The following is a 19697-nucleotide window of genomic DNA, read 5'->3' as shown; positions in this document are numbered from 1 at the left end:
CCGTAACTTCTCAAACATATCTGATTAGCGATTATAGCCTTTCAGATTTGCTTTCTTCAATGCAGACTCGTACTGACTCGACATCATTAGAGTTTGCACTTGAGCCATAAAGTCCATGATGACCACAACTACGATTAGTAGTGAGGTACCACCAAAGTAAAATGGTACTTTCATCGCGTCACGCATGAACTCCGGGATCAGGCAGATGAAAGTAATATACATCGCACCAATTAAGGTCAGACGCGTCATTACTTTATCGATGTACTTCGCCGTTTGCTCTCCCGGACGAATTCCTGGCACGAATGCACCGGACTTCTTCAGGTTATCTGCTGTTTCACGCGGGTTAAACACCAACGCCGTGTAGAAGAAACAGAAGAAGATGATTGCAGACGCATAGAGTAACACATAAAGCGGCTGTCCCGGCTGCAAATACATCGAAATAGTCGTCAGCCAGTTCCAACCTGTCCCGCCCCCAAACCATGATGCAATCGTGGCAGGGAACAGAATTATGCTGGAAGCGAAGATTGCGGGAATAACCCCAGCCATATTCACTTTCAACGGTAAGTGTGTGCTCTGTGCTGCATAAACACGACGACCCTGTTGACGTTTCGCATAGTTAACGACGATACGACGTTGACCACGTTCAATGAAAACAACGAAGAAGGTTACTGCAAACACTAATACTGCAACCAACAGCAACAGGAGGAAGTGCAGGTCGCCTTGCCGAGCTTGCTCGATGGTATGACCAACTGCCGGCGGGAGACCCGCGACAATACCAGCAAAGATTATGATTGAGATACCGTTACCGATACCGCGTTCAGTAATCTGTTCACCCAGCCACATCAGGAACATAGTCCCGGTAACCAGGCTCACAACAGCGGTAAAATAGAAGGCAAAGCCTGGATTTAATACCAGACCTTGCATCCCAGGCATATTCGGCAGACCGGTAGCAATACCGATCGACTGGAATATAGCCAATACCAACGTGCCATAACGGGTGTACTGGCTAATCTTACGACGGCCAGCCTCCCCTTCTTTCTTTATTTCAGCTAACGCTGGATGAACCACCGTCAGCAGCTGGATAATAATTGACGCCGAAATATACGGCATAATACCCAGGGCAAAGATCGAAGCACGACTGAGAGCACCACCAGAGAACATGTTGAACATTTCAATGATGGTGCCTCTCTGCTGCTCGAGCAATTTGGCAAGCACAGTGGCATCGATACCAGGAATCGGAATAAAAGAGCCGATACGGAAAACAATAAGCGCACCGATAACAAACAAAAGTCTGCGCTTCAGTTCGCCTAATCCGCCTTTAGCACTTTGAAAATCTAATCCTGGTTGCTTAGCCATCTGCTACTTATTCCTCAATTTTACCGCCAGCAGCTTCGATAGCAGCACGAGCGCCTTTGGTGACACGCAGACCACGCAGAGTTACCGGACGAGTGACTTCGCCTGAAAGCATAACTTTCGCGAATTCAATCTGGGTACCAACAACGTTAGCGGCTTTCAGCGTGTTCAGGTCGATTACGTCGCCTTCCACTAAAGCCAGTTCAGACAGACGAACTTCTGCCGTGATCATTGCTTTGCGAGAGGTGAAGCCGAATTTCGGCAGACGACGATATAACGGCATCTGACCACCTTCAAACCCACGACGTACGCCACCGCCAGAACGTGAGTTCTGACCTTTGTGACCACGACCAGCGGTTTTACCCAGGCCAGAACCGATACCACGACCTACACGCTTAGGCGCATGCTTGGCACCATCAGCCGGAGACAGAGTATTTAAACGCATCTGTTACTCCTCAACTTTAACCATGTAGGAAACCAAGTTGACCATACCACGCACAGCAGGAGTATCCTCACGCTCTACAGTATGACCAATACGACGCAGACCTAAACCGAGTAGAGTTGCCTTATGCTTTGGCAAACGACCGATGCTGCTTTTTGTTTGAGTTACTTTAATAGTCTTTGCCATGGTTATTTCCCTAGAATTTCTTCGACGGACTTACCACGCTTGGCAGCGACCATTTCTGGGGATTTCATATCTTCCAGAGCTGAAATAGTTGCACGAACCACGTTGATCGGGTTAGTGGAACCATAGGCTTTGGCCAATACGTTATGAACCCCTGCAACTTCCAGAACGGCGCGCATTGCACCACCGGCGATGATACCGGTACCTTCGGAAGCTGGTTGCATGAATACGCGAGAACCCGTATGAGCACCTTTAACAGGGTGCTGCAGAGTGCCGCCATCCAGAGCAACGTTAATCATAGCGCGACGGGCTTTTTCCATCGCTTTTTGGATCGCTGCTGGAACTTCGCGTGCTTTGCCGTAGCCAAAACCAACGCGACCGTTACCATCACCAACTACTGTCAGTGCGGTAAAGCTGAAAATACGGCCACCTTTTACGGTTTTAGATACGCGGTTTACCGCGATCAGCTTTTCCTGCAGTTCGCCAGCTTGTTTTTCGATGTGTGACATCTTACACCTCTACCTTAGAACTGAAGGCCAGCTTCACGGGCAGCATCTGCCAGTGCCTGGACTCGACCATGATATTGGAAACCGGAACGGTCAAAGGATACTTTAGTAATCCCTTTTTCCAATGCGCGCTCAGCAATAGATTTGCCTACAGCTGCTGCGGCATCTTTGTTGCCGGAGTACTTCAATTGCTCATTGATAGCTTTTTCTAAAGTAGAAGCTGCTACCAAAATTTCAGAACCGTTTGGTGCAATAACCTGCGCGTAAATATGGCGTGGGGTACGATGTACCACCAGGCGAGTCGCACCCAGTTCTTTGAGCTTGCGGCGTGCGCGGGTCGCACGACGGATACGAGCTGCTTTCTTATCCATAGTGTTACCTTACTTCTTCTTAGCCTCTTTGGTACGCACGACTTCGTCGGCGTAACGGACACCCTTGCCTTTATAAGGCTCAGGACGACGGTAGGCACGCAAATCTGCCGCAACCTGACCAATCACCTGCTTATCTGCGCCTTTCAGCACGATTTCAGTTTGGGTCGGGCACTCTGCAGTGATGCCAGCCGGCAATTCATGGTCAACTGGATGAGAGAAGCCTAAGGCCAAATTCACCACATTGCCTTTAACTGCGGCACGGTAACCTACGCCTACCAGTTGAAGCTTTTTAGTGAAGCCGTCGGTAACACCAATAACCATTGAGTTCAGCAGTGCACGAGTGGTACCCGCTTGGGCCCAACCGTCTACAGCGCCTTCGCGTGGAGCGAAAGTCAGTGTATTTTCTTCTTGCTTAACAACAACGGAGCTATGGATGGTACGAGTCAGCTCGCCGTTTTTACCCTTTATCGAAATAACCTGACCGTTGAGTTTTACCTCTACGCCGGCAGGAATGACGACGGGTGCTTTTGCAACACGAGACATTCTTTCCTCCCGAATTAAGCTACGTAGCAGATAATCTCGCCACCAAGACCAGCCTGGCGAGCTGCACGATCGGTCATAACACCTTTAGAGGTAGAAATAACAGCGATACCCAAACCGGCCATAACTTTTGGCAGCTCATCTTTTTTCTTATAGATGCGCAGACCTGGACGGCTGATACGTTGAATGCTTTCTACCACTGCCTTGCCCTGGAAGTACTTAAGTACTAAGACCAGTTCAGGCTTGGTGTCGCCTTCGATTTTAAAATCTTCAATAAAACCTTCTTCTTTCAGAACCTTGGCAATTGCCAGTTTCAGTTTGGAAGAAGGCATGGTGACCGCTACTTTGTTCGCGGCTTGACCGTTACGGATACGGGTCAGCATATCCGCGATCGGATCTTGCATGCTCATCTGTATTTACTCCCGTGATTCAATTGGTGAAATTACCAGCTAGCCTTTTTAAGGCCCGGGATTTCACCGCGCATTGCGGTTTCACGGACTTTAATACGGCTCAACCCGAACTTCCGCAGGAAACCATGCGGACGACCAGTTTGGTTGCAGCGGTTACGCTGACGGGACGGGCTGGAATCACGCGGCAGAGACTGCAGCTTCAGAACAGCATCCCAACGTTCTTCATCGGATGAGTTCACACCAGAGATAATAGCTTTTAATTCCTCGCGTTTAGCGCGGTATTTGTTAGCTAGTTTCACGCGAACAACTTCGCGTGCTTTCATTGATTGCTTAGCCATCAGTAACCCTACCTTACTTGCGGAATGGGAAGTTAAAAGCAGCCAACAATGCACGGCCTTCATCATCGGATTTCGCAGTAGTGGTAATGGTAATATCCAAACCACGCACGCGATCGACTTTATCGTAGTCGACTTCCGGGAAGATGATCTGCTCGCGCACGCCCATGCTGTAGTTACCACGGCCATCGAATGACTTAGCGGACAAGCCACGGAAGTCACGGATACGTGGAACAGCAATGGAGATCAGTCGCTCTAAGAATTCCCACATGCGTTCGCCACGCAGGGTTACTTTACAGCCGATCGGATAGCCCTGACGGATTTTGAAGCCTGCAACAGATTTGCGGGCTTTGGTGATCAACGGTTTTTGACCGGAGATTGCTGTCAAGTCAGCTGCTGCGTTATCCAGCAGTTTCTTGTCAGCGATCGCTTCACCAACACCCATGTTCAGGGTGATCTTCTCGACCCGAGGGACTTGCATGACAGAGTTGTAGCCAAACTGAGACATCAGTTGTTTGACCACCTCGTCTTTGTAGTAATCATGCAGTTTCGCCATCGTATTACTCCAAATTACTTGATAGTTTCGCTATTAGACTTGAAGAAGCGTACTTTTTTGCCGTCTTCGAATCTAAAGCCTACACGGTCAGCCTTACCGGTTGTCGCGTTGAACAGCGCAATGTTAGAAACCTGAATAGCAGCTTCTTTTTCAACAATGCCGCCTGGTTGGTTCAGGGCCGGAACCGGCTTCTGATGTTTTTTAACCAGGTTGATACCTTCAACAATGACCTTACCAGCAGACAGGACATTCTTTACTTTACCGCGCTTACCTTTGTCTTTCCCGGTTAGCACGATAACTTCGTCATCACGACGGATTTTCGCTGCCATGGTTCGCTCCTTAGAGTACTTCTGGTGCCAGAGAGATAATTTTCATGAACTTCTCATTACGCAGTTCACGAGTTACCGGCCCAAAAATACGCGTGCCGATTGGCTGCTCGCTGTTATTATTTAAAATAACGCAAGAATTGCCATCGAAGCGAATGACAGAACCGTCCGGGCGACGTACACCCTTCTTGGTGCGCACCACTACCGCCTTCAGCACATCGCCTTTCTTCACCTTGCCACGAGGAATTGCTTCCTTAATGGTGATCTTGATGATGTCGCCGATGCCTGCGTAGCGACGGTGCGAGCCACCTAGAACCTTGATACACATTACGCGACGTGCACCGGAGTTGTCGGCCACGTTCAGCATAGTCTGTTCTTGGATCATGTTAGTGCTCCGCTAATGTCAACTACTACTTTAGGACCCAGAATAGGTCGTTTAAAAGCCCCACTAATGAGGGCGCGGCATTATAACACCGGTTCCAAATTATGGGTAGAAAAAATAAACGGCTCACTTTCTGAGCCGTTTATTCTATGCGAGTTGGCTACTCTATTACAGAATCGCTTTCTCTACAACGCGAACAAGGGTCCAAGACTTAGTCTTTGACAATGGACGGCATTCGCGGATTTCTACCACGTCACCGATTCCACATTCATTGTTCTCGTCATGTACATGCAATTTCGTCGTACGACGGATGAATTTCCCATAAATAGGGTGTTTCACCACACGTTCGATAGCAACAACCATGGATTTCTCCATTTTGTCACTAACTACGCGACCTTGCAGAGTACGAGTTTGGTCAGTCATTACGCACCCGCCTTTTCAGTCAGTAAAGTCTTAACACGTGCGATATTACGACGCACTTGTTTCGACAGGTGAGTTTGTTGCAGCTGGCCACTAGCCGCCTGCATGCGCAAATTAAATTGCTCACGCAGCAGGTTGAGCAGCTCAGTGTTCAGCTCTTCAACGCTTTTTTCACGCAGCTCTTGTGCTTTCATTACATCACCGTCTTAGTTACAAAGGTGGTTCCGACAGGCAGTTTTGCTGCCGCGAGCTTGAATGCTTCGCGAGCAGTTTCTTCCGGCACACCAGCCATTTCAAACAACATTTTTCCTGGCTGGATCAGGGCAACCCAATACTCTACGTTACCCTTACCTTTACCCATACGCACTTCGAGCGGCTTCTCAGTGATCGGTTTGTCCGGGAATACACGGATCCAGACCTTACCTTGACGCTTAATTGCACGTGTCATCGCACGACGGGCTGCTTCGATTTGACGAGCCGTCAGGCGGCAACGGCCACAAGCTTTCAGGCCGAACTCACCGAAGCTAACATCCGTACCCTGCGCCAGGCCACGGTTACGGCCTTTGTGCATCTTACGGAATTTTGTACGCTTTGGTTGTAACATCAGCGATTCTCCTTACTTGCGGCCTTTACGCTGCTGCTTTTTAGGTTGAGCAGCCGGTTCCGGTTGTTCAACAGCAGCCATACCACCCAAGATCTCACCTTTGAAGATCCATACCTTAACGCCGATTACACCATAAGTGGTGTGCGCTTCAGATGTGTTGTAATCGATATCCGCACGCAGAGTATGCAACGGAACACGACCTTCACGGTACCATTCGGTACGCGCGATTTCAGCACCGCCAAGGCGGCCGCTTACTTCAACTTTGATACCTTTAGCGCCAAGACGCATTGCGTTCTGTACAGCACGCTTCATAGCACGACGGAACATAACGCGACGTTCCAGCTGTGAAGTGATGCTGTCAGCAACCAATTTTGCGTCCAGTTCCGGTTTACGGACTTCGGCGATGTTAATCTGCGCAGGAACGCCAGCGATATCCGCTACGACCTTACGCAGTTTTTCGACATCTTCACCTTTCTTGCCGATAACGATGCCAGGGCGAGCAGTGTGAATAGTCACACGGATACTCTTCGCTGGACGTTCGATAACGATGCGAGAAACGGAAGCTTTCACCAGTTCCTTAGTCAGGAATTGGCGAACTTTAAAGTCGCTGTCCAGGTTGTCAGCGAATTCTTTGGTATTCGCATACCAAGTAGAGTTCCAAGGTTTGACAATACCCAGGCGAATACCGTTAGGATGTACTTTCTGACCCATTGCTAGTCTCCAGAGTCTCAGCGATCGGACACAACCACAGTAATGTGGCTGGTGCGCTTCAGGATGCGATCTGCACGACCTTTTGCACGAGGCATAATGCGCTTCATGCTTGGGCCTTCGTCTACGAAGATCTTCGTGACTTTCAGATCATCGATGTCAGCGCCATCGTTGTGTTCTGCGTTAGCAATGGCAGACTCCAGTACCTTCTTAACCAAACCAGCAGCTTTCTTGTTGGTATAGGCCAGAGTTTCCAGAGCTTGCGACACTTTCTTACCGCGAATCAGGTCCGCTACCAAGCGAACCTTCTGAGCAGAAGAACGAGCGTGGCGATGTTTAGCGATAGTTTCCATCTCTTCCTCCTACCTTAGCGCTTTTTAGCCTTTTTATCGGCCGCATGGCCGCGATAAGTACGGGTCGGCGCGAATTCACCCAATTTGTGACCGACCATTTCATCGGAAACAAAGACAGGAACGTGCTGACGACCATTATGGACAGCGATGGTCAAACCGATCATATTTGGAAAGACCGTTGAACGACGGGACCAAGTCCGAATAGGCTTCTTGTCTCCGCTTTCCACCGCTTTCTCTACCTTCTTCAGCAAGTGCAGGTCAATGAAGGGACCTTTCTTGAGAGAACGTGGCATGGCTTATCCTCTAATTATTTTTTACTACGGCGACGTACGATGAACTTATCAGTACGCTTGTTGCTACGGGTCTTCTTACCTTTGGTTTGAACGCCCCACGGGGTTACCGGGTGCTTACCAAAGTTACGACCTTCACCACCACCGTGTGGGTGATCTACCGGGTTCATCGCAGTACCGCGAACGGTAGGGCGAATACCACGCCAACGACTTGCACCTGCTTTACCCAGCACACGCAGCATGTGTTCAGCGTTACCGACTTCACCTAAGGTGGCGCGGCAATCAGCTTGAACCTTGCGCATTTCGCCGGAGCGCAGACGCAGAGTAACGTAGGAACCGTCACGAGCAACGATCTGAACGTATGCACCAGCAGAACGAGCCATCTGGCCGCCTTTACCTGGTTTCATCTCTACGTTATGAACCGTTGAACCAACTGGGATGTTGCGCATAGGCAGGGTGTTACCTGTCTTGATTGCAGCATCAACGCCAGATTGGATCTGGTCACCAGCTTTCAGGCCTTTTGGCGCCAGGATGTAACGGCGTTCGCCGTCTTTGTACAGAACCAGCGCGATGTTCGCGGAACGGTTCGGATCGTATTCCAGACGCTCAACCACTGCAGGGATACCATCTTTGTTGCGTTTGAAGTCAACCAGACGATAATGCTGCTTGTGGCCACCACCGATATGACGGGTGGTGATACGGCCATTGTTGTTACGACCACCGCTTTTGCTTAATTTCTCAAGCAGCGGGGCATAAGGTTTACCCTTGTGCAGCTCAGGGTTAACCACTTTAACAACGTGGCGACGACCCGGAGATGTAGGTTTACATTTAACAATTGCCATTGTTTACTCCTCCGACTTACTCTGCGCCGCCGATGAAGTCCAGATTCTGGCCTTCTTTCAGGGTGACGTAAGCTTTTTTCCAGTCGCTACGACGACCAACACGCTGACCGTGACGCTTACTCTTGCCTTTAACCAGCAAGGTGTTAACGTCTTCAACTTCGACTTCAAACAGTTTCTGCACTGCAGCTTTAATTTCTGCTTTGGTCGCGTCGATGGCAACTTTGAGAACGATGGTGTTACTTTTTTCCATCGCAGCGGACGCTTTTTCAGATACATGCGGCGCGCGCAGTACTTTCAGCAGACGTTCTTCACGAATCATGCCAGCATCTCCTCAACTTGCTTCACAGCATCAGCAGTCATAACCACTTTGTCGAAGGCGATCAGGCTAACTGGATCGATACCTGCTACATCGCGAACATCAACCTTGTACAGGTTGCGAGCTGCCAAGAACAAGTTCTCGTCAACTTCACCAGTTACGATCAGCACATCTTCCAGAGCCATATCTTTCAGTTTCTGTGCCAGCAGCTTAGTTTTAGGCGCTTCTACAGAGAACTTCTCGACAATGATCAGACGATCTTGACGTACCAATTCGGACAGGATGCTTTTCAGCGCGCCGCGGTACATCTTTTTGTTTACTTTCTGACTGTGGTCCTGAGGCTTCGCAGCAAAGGTCACACCACCTGAACGCCAGATCGGGCTCTTTACAGAACCTGCGCGTGCACGGCCGGTACCTTTCTGGCGCCACGGTTTTTTACCGGAACCAGTCACTTCAGCGCGGGTCTTCTGAGCGCGAGTACCTTGACGGGCACCTGCTGCATAAGCAACAACAACCTGATGTACCAGCGCTTCGTTGAAATCACGACCGAAGGTAGTTTCGGAAACAGTCAGCGCGCCTTGCGCGTCTTTCAATACTAATTCCATTGCTATCCCCTTACGCCTTCACAGCTGGTTTAACGATCAGGTTGCCACCGGTTGCGCCCGGTACAGCACCCTTAACCAGCAGCAGGTTGCGCTCAGCGTCAACACGTACTACGTCCAGGCTTTGAACGGTTACACGCTCGTCACCCAGGTGGCCAGCCATTTTCTTGCCTTTGAACACTTTGCCCGGAGTCTGGTTCTGACCGATAGAACCCGGAACGCGGTGAGACAAGGAGTTACCATGGGTAGCATCTTGGGTACGGAAGTTCCAGCGCTTAACAGTACCGGCAAAACCTTTACCTTTAGATGTACCTGTAACATCGACTTTCTTAACGTCTGCGAAAATTTCAACGCTAATTTCTTGACCAGCAGTGAATTCTTGACCTTCTGCAAGGCGGAATTCCCACAGGCCACGGCCAGCTTCTACGCCAGCTTTAGCGAAGTGACCCGCTTCCGGTTTGGTAACGCGGTTAGCTTTTTTAGCACCGGTAGTTACTTGAACGGCACGGTAACCGTCGTTCTCCAGGTCTTTGACCTGAGTTACGCGGTTTGCTTCAATTTCGATAACGGTTACTGGGATTGAAACGCCATCTTCAGTGAAGATACGAGTCATGCCCACTTTTTTACCGACTAAACCAATCATTGTTTCAACCTCTCAATCGCTCAATGACCTGATTAACCCAGGCTGATCTGCACGTCTACACCGGCAGCCAGATCCAGACGCATCAGAGCATCAACGGTTTTCTCGGTTGGCTCAACGATGTCAACCAGACGCTTGTGAGTGCGGATTTCGTACTGATCGCGCGCATCTTTATTGACGTGCGGAGAAACCAGAACGGTAAAGCGCTCTTTGCGGGTCGGCAGCGGGATCGGACCGGTGACCTGCGCACCAGTGCGCTTGGCAGTCTCGACGATTTCCGCAGTTGATTGATCGATCAAACGATGATCAAACGCTTTCAGGCGGATACGGATTCTTTGGTTCTGCATGAGACCAGAGCTCCAATTATTTATAAACATAAATGATTACTACTCAGACCCATTTCGATTGATGGGAGAGTGTAATCGTTCAACATATAACCCCCAAATCGGGAGTATTGTTCGGAAGTATCATTTAGCTACTCCCGACAGATCAAATTCAATCTGACCAACCAAGATTAGGTAGGCACGCGCATTATACGTAAATTCGGGCAGTAAGCAAGTCACTGTTGAAAATCTATGCGAGAACTTACGTATTTAGCCATTCATCTCAAGTTTTAGTGAATTTACTTATTATCACACTACGTTACTATAGGTGAGTAACAAATATTGACCAATACAGGGAGAGGGAGAGTTGGTCATCCATATATTCGCAAAAGGGACTATGCCATGGCTCATAATTGCCGGAGTATTCTACTACTTGTTATCGTATGTTTCATGACTCAAGCAATAGCGAGTACGCGCTCGATTTTTCCCCTGCAGGCCTACAACCAAAGCCCTACCTATTGGTTTCCACCCAACGCCCCCGATTATACTAAACCCTTAGTTTCCGCCAAACTTCAGCAGCAAGCTCATCAAAACCTACTCAAACACTATTTCGGCGGCAGCCCTACCTCTTCTTCGCCTTGGGATGAGCACTATGTTCAGCAAAAGCTATCGGATAAAGGAACGGATAGTATCGCTTCTTCTATAAAGAAAGTATTAGAGCGCTTTGACAATGTAGATGCCAAGGGAGATAGCATTAATTACGGCAGTAATTATCGTCCCTATACACAAACATGGATTGATAGCATTCGTACCAATGTGCCGCTAACTCAGTTCAAGAAGCTACATTTTCACGCTGCACAGAGAGGAATAACCGTAAGTCAAACGATGGTTAGAGTGCTCCCTACCAATGATCCTAGCTTTTATAGCGATGCTATCGCGGGTGAAGGTTACCCTTTCGATAACCTGCAAGAATCGCGGCTACACATTGGAACGCCCATTTATGTCATTGGGCATAGTGCCGATACTCTGTGGAGTTTCATTATGAGCCCAGACTTACAGGGATGGGTGCTGTCTAATTCTATTGCCTATGCCGATGAGGCTTTTATCCAACTATGGCGAAGTGCGGCAAAAAAAAAGATGGCGGTAATAATCGACTTCAACGTAGCGTTGACTGAGCCACATCAATCTCGTATTTATGCCAGTGATGACATGGGGAGCATTCTCCCACAGCTTGACGCCCAACACCTGATGATTCCGGTGGTTAACAATCGGCAACAAGCTGTTATACATATCGCCAGAGTAGCGCCCGACAAAATAAGTACCCTACCGCTCACTGCAAGCCGTAAGAATTTTGCGTTACTGATTCAGCGTTCACTAGGTCGCCCTTACGGATGGGGAGGCTTGTACGGCTACAACGATTGTTCGAGCGAATTAAAAAATCTGATGACCGCATTCGGGTTTTGGCTCCCCACTCACTCTTCAAAACAAATCACTCAGGGAAAAACCGTTGATTTAAGCCAATATCCGCCAAACGAGCGCCTAGACTTTCTGGCTAAGCATGGTCGGCCTTTTATGACCCTCATTCATATTCGGGGACATATTATGCTGTACGTAGGAAACACTGATGAAGAACGGCCGATGACCTTTCAAAACATATGGGGCTTAGGGCCGAAAGATCGTAGCAGGAGATCTATTATTGGGCAGGCAGTTCTGTTCCCTCTATTGCTTTCTTATCCAGAAGATCGCTCTCTGGCATCTTTGGCGGCAGGCCCTATATTTCAGATCAGTTATCTCGACCAGCCTAGCTATATCGATAAATCTTAGTGCACAGTGTATATAGTGCTGGTAAGTAAGTACTGCGCCACCCTCAATTGAATAGACAAAAAGTGAGCACCGTTGAGATACTCACTTTTTTGTTATCCCAGCATTGTGGCACAACAGCTTAGTTAATCTTCCCTAGCTGCGCCTGAGAGTAGTTCTGTATACCTAAACGTTCTATCAGGCTCAGTTCAGTTTCCAGCCAATCAATATGTTCTTCTTCATCGGTCAGAATTTCTTTAAGCAGATCGCGAGTAACATAATCATGTATCGAATCAGCATAAGCGATGCCTTCACGTAAATCTTTGGCGCCGCTTAATTCCAGAGCCAGATCCGACCTGAGCATCTCCTCGACGTCTTCGCCAATATTGATTTTGCCTAAATCCTGTAGATTAGGAATACCCTCGAGAAACAGAATCCGCTCAATGTAACGATCTGCATGTTTCATTTCATCGATGGATTCGTGGTATTCCTTATCATTCAGACGGATAAGTCCCCAGTTTTTAAACATTCGCGCATGCAGGAAGTATTGATTGATAGCAACCAGCTCGTTTCCGAGTAGTTTATTGAGATGAGAAATTATTTTTTTATCGCCTTTCATAGATAAGCCCTCCGCTTCCAGTACTAAAAGTGTAGTACCAGATGGCAAAGAGTGGGGAATCTTATCCCACCTATGTTTTAAGCAACGTCATTCATTTCTGGAATATTCGCACACTCCTCGATCAAAATTTCTCTCGCCTGCCGGATACATTTTCCGCAATCAGTTCCGATTGGAACCAGTTGGCGTAGTTGCTTCAAAGTATGGGGATGATGCTGGCGAACAGCATTGCGGATGACTTTATCAGACACTCCATTACACAAACATACGTACATATAAGGCTCACTTCTTAACCAATGCCGTAAGTGTAAATGGGAATGCTTTTTATTTCAATTAAGATTATTTTCTTTTGATATAAAAAAGGGCGCCGGAGCGCCCTTCTAACTTAATCAGTAAAGAAATTAAGAGATTACTTTAGCAACAACACCAGCGCCTACAGTACGGCCGCCTTCACGGATTGCGAAACGCAGACCGTCATCCATCGCGATTGGGTGGATCAAGGTAACTTTCATGTTGATGTTGTCACCTGGCATTACCATCTCAACGCCTTCTGGCAGTTCGATAGTACCGGTCACGTCAGTTGTACGGAAGTAGAACTGTGGACGGTAGCCTTTGAAGAACGGAGTATGACGGCCGCCTTCGTCTTTGCTCAGAATATAAACTTCTGAATCAAAGGTAGTGTGTGGTTTGATAGAACCTGGTTTAGCCAGAACCTGACCACGTTCGATATCTTCACGCTTAATACCACGCAGCAGAACACCAACGTTCTCACCAGCACGGCCTTCGTCCAGCAATTTGCGGAACATTTCAACGCCAGTACAAGTAGATTTAACAGTATCTTTGATACCAACGATCTCTACTTCTTCACCAACTTTAACGATACCGCGCTCTACACGACCAGTTACAACAGTACCACGGCCGGAGATGGAGAATACGTCTTCGATAGGCAGCAGGAACGGCTTGTCGATAGCACGTTCTGGTTCTGGGATGTAAGAATCCAGGAAGCCAGCCAGTTCGATGATTTTAGCTTCCCACTCAGGAGCGCCTTCCAGTGCTTTCAGCGCTGAACCGCGAACTACTGGGATATCGTCGCCTGGGAAATCGTAAGTAGACAGAAGTTCACGAACTTCCATTTCTACCAGTTCCAGCAGCTCTTCGTCGTCAACCATGTCGCATTTGTTCATGAATACGATCATGTAAGGAACGCCAACCTGGCGACCCAACAGGATGTGCTCACGAGTCTGTGGCATAGGGCCATCAGTTGCAGCAACAACCAGGATAGCGCCATCCATCTGCGCAGCACCGGTGATCATGTTTTTAACGTAGTCGGCGTGACCTGGGCAGTCAACGTGCGCGTAGTGGCGAGTCGGGGTGTCATATTCAACGTGAGAAGTGTTGATGGTGATACCACGAGCTTTTTCTTCTGGCGCGTTATCGATCTGATCGAATGCACGAGCGTTACCGCCGTAGGTTTTAGCCAATACGGAAGTGATTGCAGCAGTCAGGGTAGTTTTACCATGGTCAACGTGGCCGATAGTACCGACGTTTACATGGGGTTTGGTACGTTCAAATTTTTCTTTAGACACGACTATATTCCTTACTCTTGTGCTCTCCCACTTATGAGAGAGCACTGGATCATTGTTTTAAACCCGAAAGCTTATTTGCCACGGGCTTCGATAACGGCTTTAGCGACGTTGCTAGGTGCTTCAGCATACTCCAGGAATTCCATGGAGTAAGAAGCACGGCCCTGAGTCTGAGAACGCAGGTCAGTAGCATAACCGAACATTTCAGACAACGGAACCTTGACGCGAACGGTTTTACCGGTAGCAGTATCTTCCATACCTTCGATGATACCGCGACGACGGTTAAGGTCGCCCATTACGTCACCCATGTAATCTTCTGGGGTTTCGACTTCAACCTTCATGATTGGCTCAAGCAGAACTGGTTTAGCTCGTTTGAAACCTTCTTTAAAGGCGATAGAACCGGCTAATTTAAACGCCAATTCTGAGGAGTCAACGTCATGGTAAGAACCGTAATGCAGACGAATCTTAACGTCAACAACCGGATAACCTGCCAATGGACCAGCTTTCAGCTGTTCCTGGATACCTTTATCAACGGCTGGGATGAACTCTTTAGGAATAGAACCACCAACGATTTCGTTGACGAATTCATAACCTACGCCACCCGGTGGCAGCGGAGACATGTCGATAACAACATGACCGTACTGACCACGACCGCCTGATTGTTTAGCGTGCTTACCTTCCACGTCCTTAACGGTGTCGCGGATGGTTTCACGGTAAGCAACCTGAGGTTTACCGACGTTTGCTTCCACGTTAAATTCGCGGCGCATACGGTCAACCAGGATATCCAAGTGCAGCTCACCCATACCAGCGATGATAGTCTGACCAGATTCTTCGTCAGTCCAAACGCGGAATGATGGATCTTCTTTTGCCAAGCGACCCAGAGCCATACCCATTTTTTCCTGGTCGGCTTTGGTTTTTGGTTCAACAGCAACAGAGATTACTGGCTCTGGGAACTCCATACGTTCCAAGATGATAGGATTAGCTGGGTCACACAGGGTGTCACCAGTAGTCACATCTTTCAGACCGATCGCTGCTGCGATGTCGCCTGCGCGAACTTCTTTGATCTCTTCACGTTTGTTGGCGTGCATCTGTACGATACGACCCAGACGCTCACGCTGTGAACGCACTGAGTTCAACACGGTGTCGCCGGAGTTTACAACGCCAGAGTACACGCGGAAGAAGGTCAAGTTACCAACAAACGGGTCGGTAGCAATTTTGAACGCCAGTGCAGAGAATGGCTCGTTGTCAGATGAATGACGAACAGCCGGGGTATCTTTACCATCGTCCAGAATACCGTTGATAGCTTCAACGTCAGTTGGAGCCGGCAGGTATTCGATAACCGCATCCAGCATCGCCTGTACGCCTTTGTTTTTAAACGCAGAACCACAGGTTACCAGAATAATTTCGTTGTTCAGAACGCGTTGACGCAGAGCTTTCTTGACTTCAGCCTCGGTCAGCTCTTCGCCGCCCAAGTATTTGTCCATCAGCTCATCTGAAGCTTCAGCTGCAGATTCAACCAGGTTCTGGTGCCATTCTTTAGCCAGCTCAACCATGTCAGCAGGGATATCTTCGTATTCGAAGGTAACGCCCTGATCTGCATCGTTCCAGTTGATGGCTTTCATTTTCACCAGATCGATAACGCCGGTGAATTTCTCTTCTGCGCCGATTGCCAGTTGCAATGGAACTGGATTCGCGCCCAGACGAGATTTGATCTGACCAACAACTTTCAGGAAGTTAGCACCCATACGGTCCATTTTGTTAACGAACGCGATGCGTGGAACTTTATATTTGTTAGCCTGACGCCATACGGTTTCAGACTGCGGCTGAACACCACCAACAGCACAGTAAACCATTACAGCACCATCAAGAACACGCATGGAACGTTCTACTTCGATGGTGAAGTCAACGTGTCCTGGGGTGTCAATGATGTTGACGCGGTGTGGCTCAAACTGCTTAGCCATACCAGACCAGAAGGCCGTGGTTGCAGCAGAAGTGATGGTAATACCACGTTCCTGCTCCTGTTCCATCCAGTCCATGGTGGCTGCGCCGTCATGAACTTCACCGATTTTATGATTTACGCCGGTGTAGAACAGAATACGTTCGGTAGTGGTGGTTTTACCGGCGTCGATGTGAGCACTGATACCGATATTACGATAGCGCTCAATGGGTGTTGTACGAGCCATTTGATTCCTCTATTCCTAGGGCGTTCAAGTTCAGTTAACCCATGCGGGTTGGCTAATTGAAGCGCCCGCATGGTTAGCATTACTACTGCGTGGTAATTACCAGCGGTAGTGGGCGAACGCCTTGTTGGCTTCTGCCATGCGGTGAACGTCTTCACGTTTCTTAACAGCAGAACCTTTGTTCTCTGCTGCGTCAGACAGTTCATTCGCCAAGCGCAGAGCCATGGATTTATCACCGCGTTTACGAGCAGCATCAACGATCCAACGCATTGCCAGGGCATTACGACGAACCGGACGAACTTCTACTGGTACCTGGTAGGTTGAACCACCAACGCGGCGAGACTTAACTTCTACAGTCGGGCGCACGTTATCAAGAGCAGTTTCAAACGCTTCCAGGTAGTCTTTACCAGAACGCTGAGCCAGGGTTTCCAGCGCGGTATAGACGATTGCTTCTGCAGTAGATTTTTTACCATCTACCATCAGGATGTTTACAAATTTGGCCAGTAACTCAGATCCGAACTTAGGATCTGGCAAGATTTTACGTTGACCAATAACACGACGACGTGGCATGGAAATACTCCGTTGTTAATTCAGGGTTGTCCAAAACTCTAAGAGTTTATTTTGACATTAAAGTGAAAATGTTTGGCCTTACTTAACGGAGAACCATTAAGCCTTTGGCTTCTTCACGCCGTACTTAGAACGAGCTTGCTTACGGTCTTTAACACCTGAGCAGTCAAGCGCGCCGCGAACGGTGTGGTAACGCACACCTGGCAAGTCTTTAACACGACCGCCACGGATCAGGATCACGGAGTGTTCCTGAAGGTTATGACCTTCACCGCCGATGTAGGAGGTGACTTCAAAACCGTTAGTCAAACGCACACGGCAAACTTTACGCAGTGCGGAGTTTGGTTTTTTCGGGGTGGTGGTATATACGCGGGTACATACACCACGTTTCTGCGGGCAGGCTTCCAGTGCAGGAACGTTGCTCTTAGCAACCTTCATGCTACGTGGCTTGCGAACCAGCTGGTTAATCGTTGCCATTATTAAAAAAGCTCCTGGGTTTTTGCTTCGTAAACACGTGATAAATCCCCCTCGTATGCACTAAGGGCAGAGTACGAGGACGCAGAATTTTATGGCTGACTACCTAAGGTGTCAAGAAATATACAGCATTAGTCGTATTACCATGCCAAGTGTTGACGATGTTTAGTGGTTAAATCGACGAAGTGAGTATAGCCGATCGCTAGTATTTTGTCTGAATTTTGACCAACCAAACCACGCGCAGCCAGATCATTTTCCAGAACATAGAGAGAAGCTAAGTTATTTAACAATATGTTAAGAACATCGGCGTCTTTTAACGTCGCTAGCACTCCATCCTGCAAAAACAGAATGGCATCTTCGTCGGTGGTCAGTCTCAGCAGCGCGGATAAATCGCATTGAAAAGGTGAACGGCTGAAGGTATACAACATATTTAGTATCCTGATACGGTCAAAATGTCAGCACAACGTCGTAAGCGGCTAACTGTTGGCGTAACTTTTCAGGCGCTAACACTTCAACATCCAACACCCAATCTTTGGCCTGAGCCAGACCGCGTTGCCGTAATGCCTCTGCGCACATATAACACTTTTCTACGTCATAAAGTGGTAAGACACCGAAAGTGGCAATATAGTTTCTGGCCAGAATTTTTTCCGGCTGTTGTTGCGGAAGTAACTGGAATACGCCATCCGAGACAAAAAACACGCCGATATCTTCGCTGAGAGCCGAAGCCGCCAATAGCGCGTCTAGTCCTTCCCGGCCACTCGCGTTTCCGTGTGGGCCTTGAGTGAAAACAAAAGCGATAGATTTCATGCCCATCTCTAAAATTGCGCGATCAAAATTGAACAACGCGGTCACAGGTCAGCGCCGCTTCGGCCAGCGAACCCAATCCGCTCAGAGTAAAACCGGGCTGTAGATTGGCGGCGGCCAGATCAAGCTGCTCCGCCTCATGCCGATCGCAGATTCCTCGCCGCAACGCCGCGGCCACACACACATTGAGCTCAATCCCATTCTGCTGCGCCAGTTGTTGCCACGCGCGAACCAGATCAAACTCATCGCTGGCAGGCGAAGTCAGTTGATTGGCGTTCAGCACCCCTTCCCGATAGAAAAAAATGCTGACCAATTGATGGCCCGCCGCCAGTAACGCCTGAGCAAACTGATAAGCACTGCTGGCCTGCTGAGTACCATAGGCAGGGCCGGTAACCAATAGGCAGTAACGCAGCATTAGCGCTCGTGCCCGATAAGATCGCCGCTTTTGAACTGGCGAATATACAGATAAACCGTATGCTTCGAGATATTCAACCGCTCCGCCACTTGGTTAATGGCATCTTTAATATCAAAAATACCCTTCTCATAAAGATTGAGCACCACCTGGCGATTTTTCGCATTGTTAGACACATTGCGATCCGCATTCACCTCTTCAATGGTGAATTCCAGCGTTTGCGCCACCAGATCATCCACCGATGACGCAAAGTTGACGGAAGAAGGAACTTCCTGCGTTTCCGGTGGCATAAATGTCTGAATAATTTGTGAGAAAGGCACATCCAGATTCATGTTGATACACAGCAAGCCAATCACTCGCTGAACGCGATTACGAATAGCGATAGTGACGGATTTCATCAATACGCCGCTTTTTGCGCGAGTGAAATAGGCGCGAGAGACGCTACTGTCCGCACCGGCCATATCGTGCAGCATACGCAGCGCCAGATCGGTTATCGGCGAACCAATCTGACGGCCAGTATGTTCACCGTTGGCAATTCTGACGGCTGAACACTTAAGATCTTCCAGCGAATGCAGAACAATTTCACAATGTCCGCCAATCAACATGGCCAAGCCATCAACGACGGCCTCGTATGATTTCAGTATTTCATAATCTGTTTGACTGAACGGACGTTCATCCAGTAAATCCAGTTCACTGGTTTCGCCAGTTAAAAGCGAATTAGACATCGAAGACACCACCCTCTAGGTAGAGCCTGTCTCAATA

Annotated in this window: 33 protein-coding genes; 1 reads left to right on the top strand and 32 read right to left on the bottom strand. The window is 48.7% G+C overall.

All coding sequences use genetic code 11. The features are described 5' to 3' along the window. Positions 1-24: 24 nt before the first annotated feature. From secY to rpsJ, 22 genes are all read right to left on the bottom strand, one after another. A complete protein-coding gene (secY, locus tag DBA33_RS02030; RefSeq protein WP_004718611.1) occupies positions 25-1356 on the bottom strand; it encodes a preprotein translocase subunit SecY in 1332 nt (443 codons plus the stop codon). A 7-nt stretch (positions 1357-1363) separates the two neighbouring features. After that, a complete protein-coding gene (rplO, locus tag DBA33_RS02025) occupies positions 1364-1798 on the bottom strand; it encodes a 50S ribosomal protein L15 (RefSeq protein ID WP_004718608.1) in 435 nt (144 codons plus the stop codon). A gap of 3 nt (positions 1799-1801) precedes the next feature. Beyond that, a complete protein-coding gene (gene rpmD, locus DBA33_RS02020) occupies positions 1802-1981 on the bottom strand; it encodes a 50S ribosomal protein L30 (protein ID WP_012147215.1) in 180 nt (59 codons plus the stop codon). A 2-nt stretch (positions 1982-1983) separates the two neighbouring features. Next, positions 1984-2487, bottom strand: a complete 504-nt coding sequence (rpsE, locus tag DBA33_RS02015) for a 30S ribosomal protein S5 (protein ID WP_049597207.1) — start codon at positions 2485-2487, stop codon at positions 1984-1986. A gap of 14 nt (positions 2488-2501) precedes the next feature. Then, on the bottom strand, positions 2502-2855 hold the full coding sequence (gene rplR / locus DBA33_RS02010; RefSeq protein WP_049597208.1) for a 50S ribosomal protein L18: 354 nt from the start codon (positions 2853-2855) through the stop codon (positions 2502-2504). 9 nt (positions 2856-2864) lie between these two features. Next, positions 2865-3398, bottom strand: a complete 534-nt coding sequence (gene rplF, locus DBA33_RS02005; RefSeq protein ID WP_064515574.1) for a 50S ribosomal protein L6 — start codon at positions 3396-3398, stop codon at positions 2865-2867. Positions 3399-3412: 14 nt separating this feature from the next. Continuing rightward, positions 3413-3805 carry a 30S ribosomal protein S8 gene (gene rpsH, locus DBA33_RS02000; protein WP_049597210.1) on the bottom strand — a complete coding sequence of 131 codons (393 nt, stop codon included), beginning with the start codon at positions 3803-3805 and terminating at the stop codon, positions 3413-3415. A 32-nt stretch (positions 3806-3837) separates the two neighbouring features. Then, positions 3838-4143 carry a 30S ribosomal protein S14 gene (rpsN, locus tag DBA33_RS01995; RefSeq protein ID WP_049597211.1) on the bottom strand — a complete coding sequence of 102 codons (306 nt, stop codon included), beginning with the start codon at positions 4141-4143 and terminating at the stop codon, positions 3838-3840. Positions 4144-4156: 13 nt separating this feature from the next. Further along, positions 4157-4696, bottom strand: a complete 540-nt coding sequence (gene rplE / locus DBA33_RS01990) for a 50S ribosomal protein L5 (protein WP_004718595.1) — start codon at positions 4694-4696, stop codon at positions 4157-4159. Positions 4697-4710: 14 nt separating this feature from the next. Next, positions 4711-5025 carry a 50S ribosomal protein L24 gene (gene rplX, locus DBA33_RS01985; RefSeq protein ID WP_004709242.1) on the bottom strand — a complete coding sequence of 105 codons (315 nt, stop codon included), beginning with the start codon at positions 5023-5025 and terminating at the stop codon, positions 4711-4713. 10 nt (positions 5026-5035) lie between these two features. Then, the gene (gene rplN, locus DBA33_RS01980; RefSeq protein WP_049597212.1) at positions 5036-5407 is read right to left on the bottom strand and encodes a 50S ribosomal protein L14; all 372 of its coding nucleotides are present in this window, start codon (positions 5405-5407) and stop codon (positions 5036-5038) included. 165 nt (positions 5408-5572) lie between these two features. Continuing rightward, positions 5573-5827, bottom strand: a complete 255-nt coding sequence (rpsQ, locus tag DBA33_RS01975; protein ID WP_004718590.1) for a 30S ribosomal protein S17 — start codon at positions 5825-5827, stop codon at positions 5573-5575. Then, positions 5827-6018 carry a 50S ribosomal protein L29 gene (gene rpmC, locus DBA33_RS01970; protein WP_005159843.1) on the bottom strand — a complete coding sequence of 64 codons (192 nt, stop codon included), beginning with the start codon at positions 6016-6018 and terminating at the stop codon, positions 5827-5829. Before rpmC ends, rpsQ begins: the two co-directional genes overlap by 1 nt. Beyond that, positions 6018-6428 (bottom strand): 50S ribosomal protein L16, encoded by a 411-nt coding sequence (gene rplP, locus DBA33_RS01965; RefSeq protein ID WP_038242806.1) that lies wholly within the window; start codon positions 6426-6428, stop codon positions 6018-6020. Before rplP ends, rpmC begins: the two co-directional genes overlap by 1 nt. A gap of 12 nt (positions 6429-6440) precedes the next feature. Continuing rightward, entirely contained in the window at positions 6441-7139 is a 699-nt protein-coding gene (gene rpsC, locus DBA33_RS01960; protein ID WP_004718588.1) for a 30S ribosomal protein S3, read from the bottom strand. A 17-nt stretch (positions 7140-7156) separates the two neighbouring features. After that, a complete protein-coding gene (gene rplV, locus DBA33_RS01955) occupies positions 7157-7489 on the bottom strand; it encodes a 50S ribosomal protein L22 (protein ID WP_004391423.1) in 333 nt (110 codons plus the stop codon). A gap of 14 nt (positions 7490-7503) precedes the next feature. Then, positions 7504-7782, bottom strand: a complete 279-nt coding sequence (gene rpsS, locus DBA33_RS01950; RefSeq protein WP_002213430.1) for a 30S ribosomal protein S19 — start codon at positions 7780-7782, stop codon at positions 7504-7506. Positions 7783-7796: 14 nt separating this feature from the next. Beyond that, positions 7797-8621, bottom strand: a complete 825-nt coding sequence (rplB, locus tag DBA33_RS01945; RefSeq protein WP_025376653.1) for a 50S ribosomal protein L2 — start codon at positions 8619-8621, stop codon at positions 7797-7799. 16 nt (positions 8622-8637) lie between these two features. Continuing rightward, entirely contained in the window at positions 8638-8940 is a 303-nt protein-coding gene (rplW, locus tag DBA33_RS01940) for a 50S ribosomal protein L23 (protein ID WP_049597213.1), read from the bottom strand. Then, positions 8937-9542, bottom strand: a complete 606-nt coding sequence (gene rplD, locus DBA33_RS01935) for a 50S ribosomal protein L4 (protein WP_064515576.1) — start codon at positions 9540-9542, stop codon at positions 8937-8939. Before rplD ends, rplW begins: the two co-directional genes overlap by 4 nt. Before the next feature lie 10 nt (positions 9543-9552). Next, on the bottom strand, positions 9553-10182 hold the full coding sequence (gene rplC / locus DBA33_RS01930) for a 50S ribosomal protein L3 (RefSeq protein ID WP_049597215.1): 630 nt from the start codon (positions 10180-10182) through the stop codon (positions 9553-9555). A 32-nt stretch (positions 10183-10214) separates the two neighbouring features. Then, on the bottom strand, positions 10215-10526 hold the full coding sequence (gene rpsJ, locus DBA33_RS01925) for a 30S ribosomal protein S10 (protein ID WP_004718576.1): 312 nt from the start codon (positions 10524-10526) through the stop codon (positions 10215-10217). Positions 10527-10952: 426 nt separating this feature from the next. Between rpsJ and DBA33_RS01920 the strand changes: the two genes are divergently transcribed. After that, positions 10953-12326, top strand: a complete 1374-nt coding sequence (locus tag DBA33_RS01920) for an SH3 domain-containing C40 family peptidase (protein WP_162975147.1) — start codon at positions 10953-10955, stop codon at positions 12324-12326. Between the two features lie 118 nt (positions 12327-12444). On the opposite strand, the gene bfr is transcribed toward DBA33_RS01920, so the two are convergent. The 10 genes from bfr to DBA33_RS01865 all read right to left on the bottom strand — a co-directional run bounded on the left by bfr (position 12445) and on the right by DBA33_RS01865 (position 19660). Then, positions 12445-12921: a bacterioferritin gene (gene bfr, locus DBA33_RS01915; RefSeq protein WP_120805380.1), complete on the bottom strand. Its 477-nt coding sequence runs from the start codon at positions 12919-12921 to the stop codon at positions 12445-12447. Between the two features lie 77 nt (positions 12922-12998). Beyond that, entirely contained in the window at positions 12999-13193 is a 195-nt protein-coding gene (gene bfd / locus DBA33_RS01910; RefSeq protein ID WP_071665759.1) for a bacterioferritin-associated ferredoxin, read from the bottom strand. 126 nt (positions 13194-13319) lie between these two features. Further along, positions 13320-14504 carry an elongation factor Tu gene (gene tuf, locus DBA33_RS01905; RefSeq protein WP_064515581.1) on the bottom strand — a complete coding sequence of 395 codons (1185 nt, stop codon included), beginning with the start codon at positions 14502-14504 and terminating at the stop codon, positions 13320-13322. Between the two features lie 71 nt (positions 14505-14575). Further along, a complete protein-coding gene (gene fusA, locus DBA33_RS01895; RefSeq protein ID WP_064515583.1) occupies positions 14576-16684 on the bottom strand; it encodes an elongation factor G in 2109 nt (702 codons plus the stop codon). Between the two features lie 96 nt (positions 16685-16780). Beyond that, on the bottom strand, positions 16781-17251 hold the full coding sequence (gene rpsG / locus DBA33_RS01890) for a 30S ribosomal protein S7 (protein ID WP_004702306.1): 471 nt from the start codon (positions 17249-17251) through the stop codon (positions 16781-16783). A gap of 96 nt (positions 17252-17347) precedes the next feature. Further along, the gene (rpsL, locus tag DBA33_RS01885; RefSeq protein WP_004718567.1) at positions 17348-17722 is read right to left on the bottom strand and encodes a 30S ribosomal protein S12; all 375 of its coding nucleotides are present in this window, start codon (positions 17720-17722) and stop codon (positions 17348-17350) included. Positions 17723-17859: 137 nt separating this feature from the next. Continuing rightward, the gene (gene tusB, locus DBA33_RS01880; RefSeq protein ID WP_064515585.1) at positions 17860-18147 is read right to left on the bottom strand and encodes a sulfurtransferase complex subunit TusB; all 288 of its coding nucleotides are present in this window, start codon (positions 18145-18147) and stop codon (positions 17860-17862) included. Between the two features lie 19 nt (positions 18148-18166). Continuing rightward, the gene (tusC, locus tag DBA33_RS01875) at positions 18167-18532 is read right to left on the bottom strand and encodes a sulfurtransferase complex subunit TusC (protein WP_120805418.1); all 366 of its coding nucleotides are present in this window, start codon (positions 18530-18532) and stop codon (positions 18167-18169) included. A 16-nt stretch (positions 18533-18548) separates the two neighbouring features. Next, positions 18549-18938 (bottom strand): sulfurtransferase complex subunit TusD, encoded by a 390-nt coding sequence (gene tusD / locus DBA33_RS01870; RefSeq protein WP_064515587.1) that lies wholly within the window; start codon positions 18936-18938, stop codon positions 18549-18551. Beyond that, a complete protein-coding gene (locus DBA33_RS01865; protein WP_064515590.1) occupies positions 18938-19660 on the bottom strand; it encodes a transcriptional regulator in 723 nt (240 codons plus the stop codon). The genes tusD and DBA33_RS01865 overlap by 1 nt, the downstream gene beginning before the upstream one ends. Positions 19661-19697 lie beyond the last annotated feature (37 nt).

Origin of the sequence: Yersinia sp. IP36721 (assembly GCF_003634395.1) — a bacterium.
Lineage (GTDB): Bacteria > Pseudomonadota > Gammaproteobacteria > Enterobacterales > Enterobacteriaceae > Yersinia > Yersinia entomophaga.
This window is presented reverse-complemented; position numbering and strand designations above follow the sequence as displayed.

Excerpts from the sequence above, each read along its gene's own strand:
- rpsG (WP_004702306.1), bottom strand. The coding sequence starts at position 17,251 with ATGCCACGTCGTCGTGTTATTGGTCAACGTAAAATCTTGCCAGATCCT.
- bfd (WP_071665759.1), bottom strand. The coding sequence starts at position 13,193 with ATGTACGTATGTTTGTGTAATGGAGTGTCTGATAAAGTCATCCGCAAT.
- rpmC (WP_005159843.1), bottom strand. The coding sequence starts at position 6,018 with ATGAAAGCACAAGAGCTGCGTGAAAAAAGCGTTGAAGAGCTGAACACT.
- rpsQ (WP_004718590.1), bottom strand. The coding sequence starts at position 5,827 with ATGACTGACCAAACTCGTACTCTGCAAGGTCGCGTAGTTAGTGACAAA.
- rpsE (WP_049597207.1), bottom strand. The coding sequence starts at position 2,487 with ATGTCACACATCGAAAAACAAGCTGGCGAACTGCAGGAAAAGCTGATC.
- rplW (WP_049597213.1), bottom strand. The coding sequence starts at position 8,940 with ATGATTCGTGAAGAACGTCTGCTGAAAGTACTGCGCGCGCCGCATGTA.
- rplE (WP_004718595.1), bottom strand. The coding sequence starts at position 4,696 with ATGGCGAAACTGCATGATTACTACAAAGACGAGGTGGTCAAACAACTG.
- bfr (WP_120805380.1), bottom strand. The coding sequence starts at position 12,921 with ATGAAAGGCGATAAAAAAATAATTTCTCATCTCAATAAACTACTCGGA.
- rpsL (WP_004718567.1), bottom strand. The coding sequence starts at position 17,722 with ATGGCAACGATTAACCAGCTGGTTCGCAAGCCACGTAGCATGAAGGTT.
- rplC (WP_049597215.1), bottom strand. The coding sequence starts at position 10,182 with ATGATTGGTTTAGTCGGTAAAAAAGTGGGCATGACTCGTATCTTCACT.
- tusB (WP_064515585.1), bottom strand. The coding sequence starts at position 18,147 with ATGTTGTATACCTTCAGCCGTTCACCTTTTCAATGCGATTTATCCGCG.
- rpsS (WP_002213430.1), bottom strand. The coding sequence starts at position 7,782 with ATGCCACGTTCTCTCAAGAAAGGTCCCTTCATTGACCTGCACTTGCTG.
- rplV (WP_004391423.1), bottom strand. The coding sequence starts at position 7,489 with ATGGAAACTATCGCTAAACATCGCCACGCTCGTTCTTCTGCTCAGAAG.
- rplX (WP_004709242.1), bottom strand. The coding sequence starts at position 5,025 with ATGGCAGCGAAAATCCGTCGTGATGACGAAGTTATCGTGCTAACCGGG.
- DBA33_RS01865 (WP_064515590.1), bottom strand. The coding sequence starts at position 19,660 with ATGTCTAATTCGCTTTTAACTGGCGAAACCAGTGAACTGGATTTACTG.
- rpsJ (WP_004718576.1), bottom strand. The coding sequence starts at position 10,526 with ATGCAGAACCAAAGAATCCGTATCCGCCTGAAAGCGTTTGATCATCGT.
- DBA33_RS01920 (WP_162975147.1), top strand. The coding sequence starts at position 10,953 with ATGACTCAAGCAATAGCGAGTACGCGCTCGATTTTTCCCCTGCAGGCC.
- rpmD (WP_012147215.1), bottom strand. The coding sequence starts at position 1,981 with ATGGCAAAGACTATTAAAGTAACTCAAACAAAAAGCAGCATCGGTCGT.
- rpsC (WP_004718588.1), bottom strand. The coding sequence starts at position 7,139 with ATGGGTCAGAAAGTACATCCTAACGGTATTCGCCTGGGTATTGTCAAA.
- fusA (WP_064515583.1), bottom strand. The coding sequence starts at position 16,684 with ATGGCTCGTACAACACCCATTGAGCGCTATCGTAATATCGGTATCAGT.
- tusC (WP_120805418.1), bottom strand. The coding sequence starts at position 18,532 with ATGGGCATGAAATCTATCGCTTTTGTTTTCACTCAAGGCCCACACGGA.
- rpsH (WP_049597210.1), bottom strand. The coding sequence starts at position 3,805 with ATGAGCATGCAAGATCCGATCGCGGATATGCTGACCCGTATCCGTAAC.
- rplR (WP_049597208.1), bottom strand. The coding sequence starts at position 2,855 with ATGGATAAGAAAGCAGCTCGTATCCGTCGTGCGACCCGCGCACGCCGC.
- rplD (WP_064515576.1), bottom strand. The coding sequence starts at position 9,542 with ATGGAATTAGTATTGAAAGACGCGCAAGGCGCGCTGACTGTTTCCGAA.
- rplO (WP_004718608.1), bottom strand. The coding sequence starts at position 1,798 with ATGCGTTTAAATACTCTGTCTCCGGCTGATGGTGCCAAGCATGCGCCT.
- tusD (WP_064515587.1), bottom strand. The coding sequence starts at position 18,938 with ATGCTGCGTTACTGCCTATTGGTTACCGGCCCTGCCTATGGTACTCAG.
- rplF (WP_064515574.1), bottom strand. The coding sequence starts at position 3,398 with ATGTCTCGTGTTGCAAAAGCACCCGTCGTCATTCCTGCCGGCGTAGAG.
- secY (WP_004718611.1), bottom strand. The coding sequence starts at position 1,356 with ATGGCTAAGCAACCAGGATTAGATTTTCAAAGTGCTAAAGGCGGATTA.
- rplN (WP_049597212.1), bottom strand. The coding sequence starts at position 5,407 with ATGATCCAAGAACAGACTATGCTGAACGTGGCCGACAACTCCGGTGCA.
- rpsN (WP_049597211.1), bottom strand. The coding sequence starts at position 4,143 with ATGGCTAAGCAATCAATGAAAGCACGCGAAGTTGTTCGCGTGAAACTA.
- rplP (WP_038242806.1), bottom strand. The coding sequence starts at position 6,428 with ATGTTACAACCAAAGCGTACAAAATTCCGTAAGATGCACAAAGGCCGT.
- rplB (WP_025376653.1), bottom strand. The coding sequence starts at position 8,621 with ATGGCAATTGTTAAATGTAAACCTACATCTCCGGGTCGTCGCCACGTT.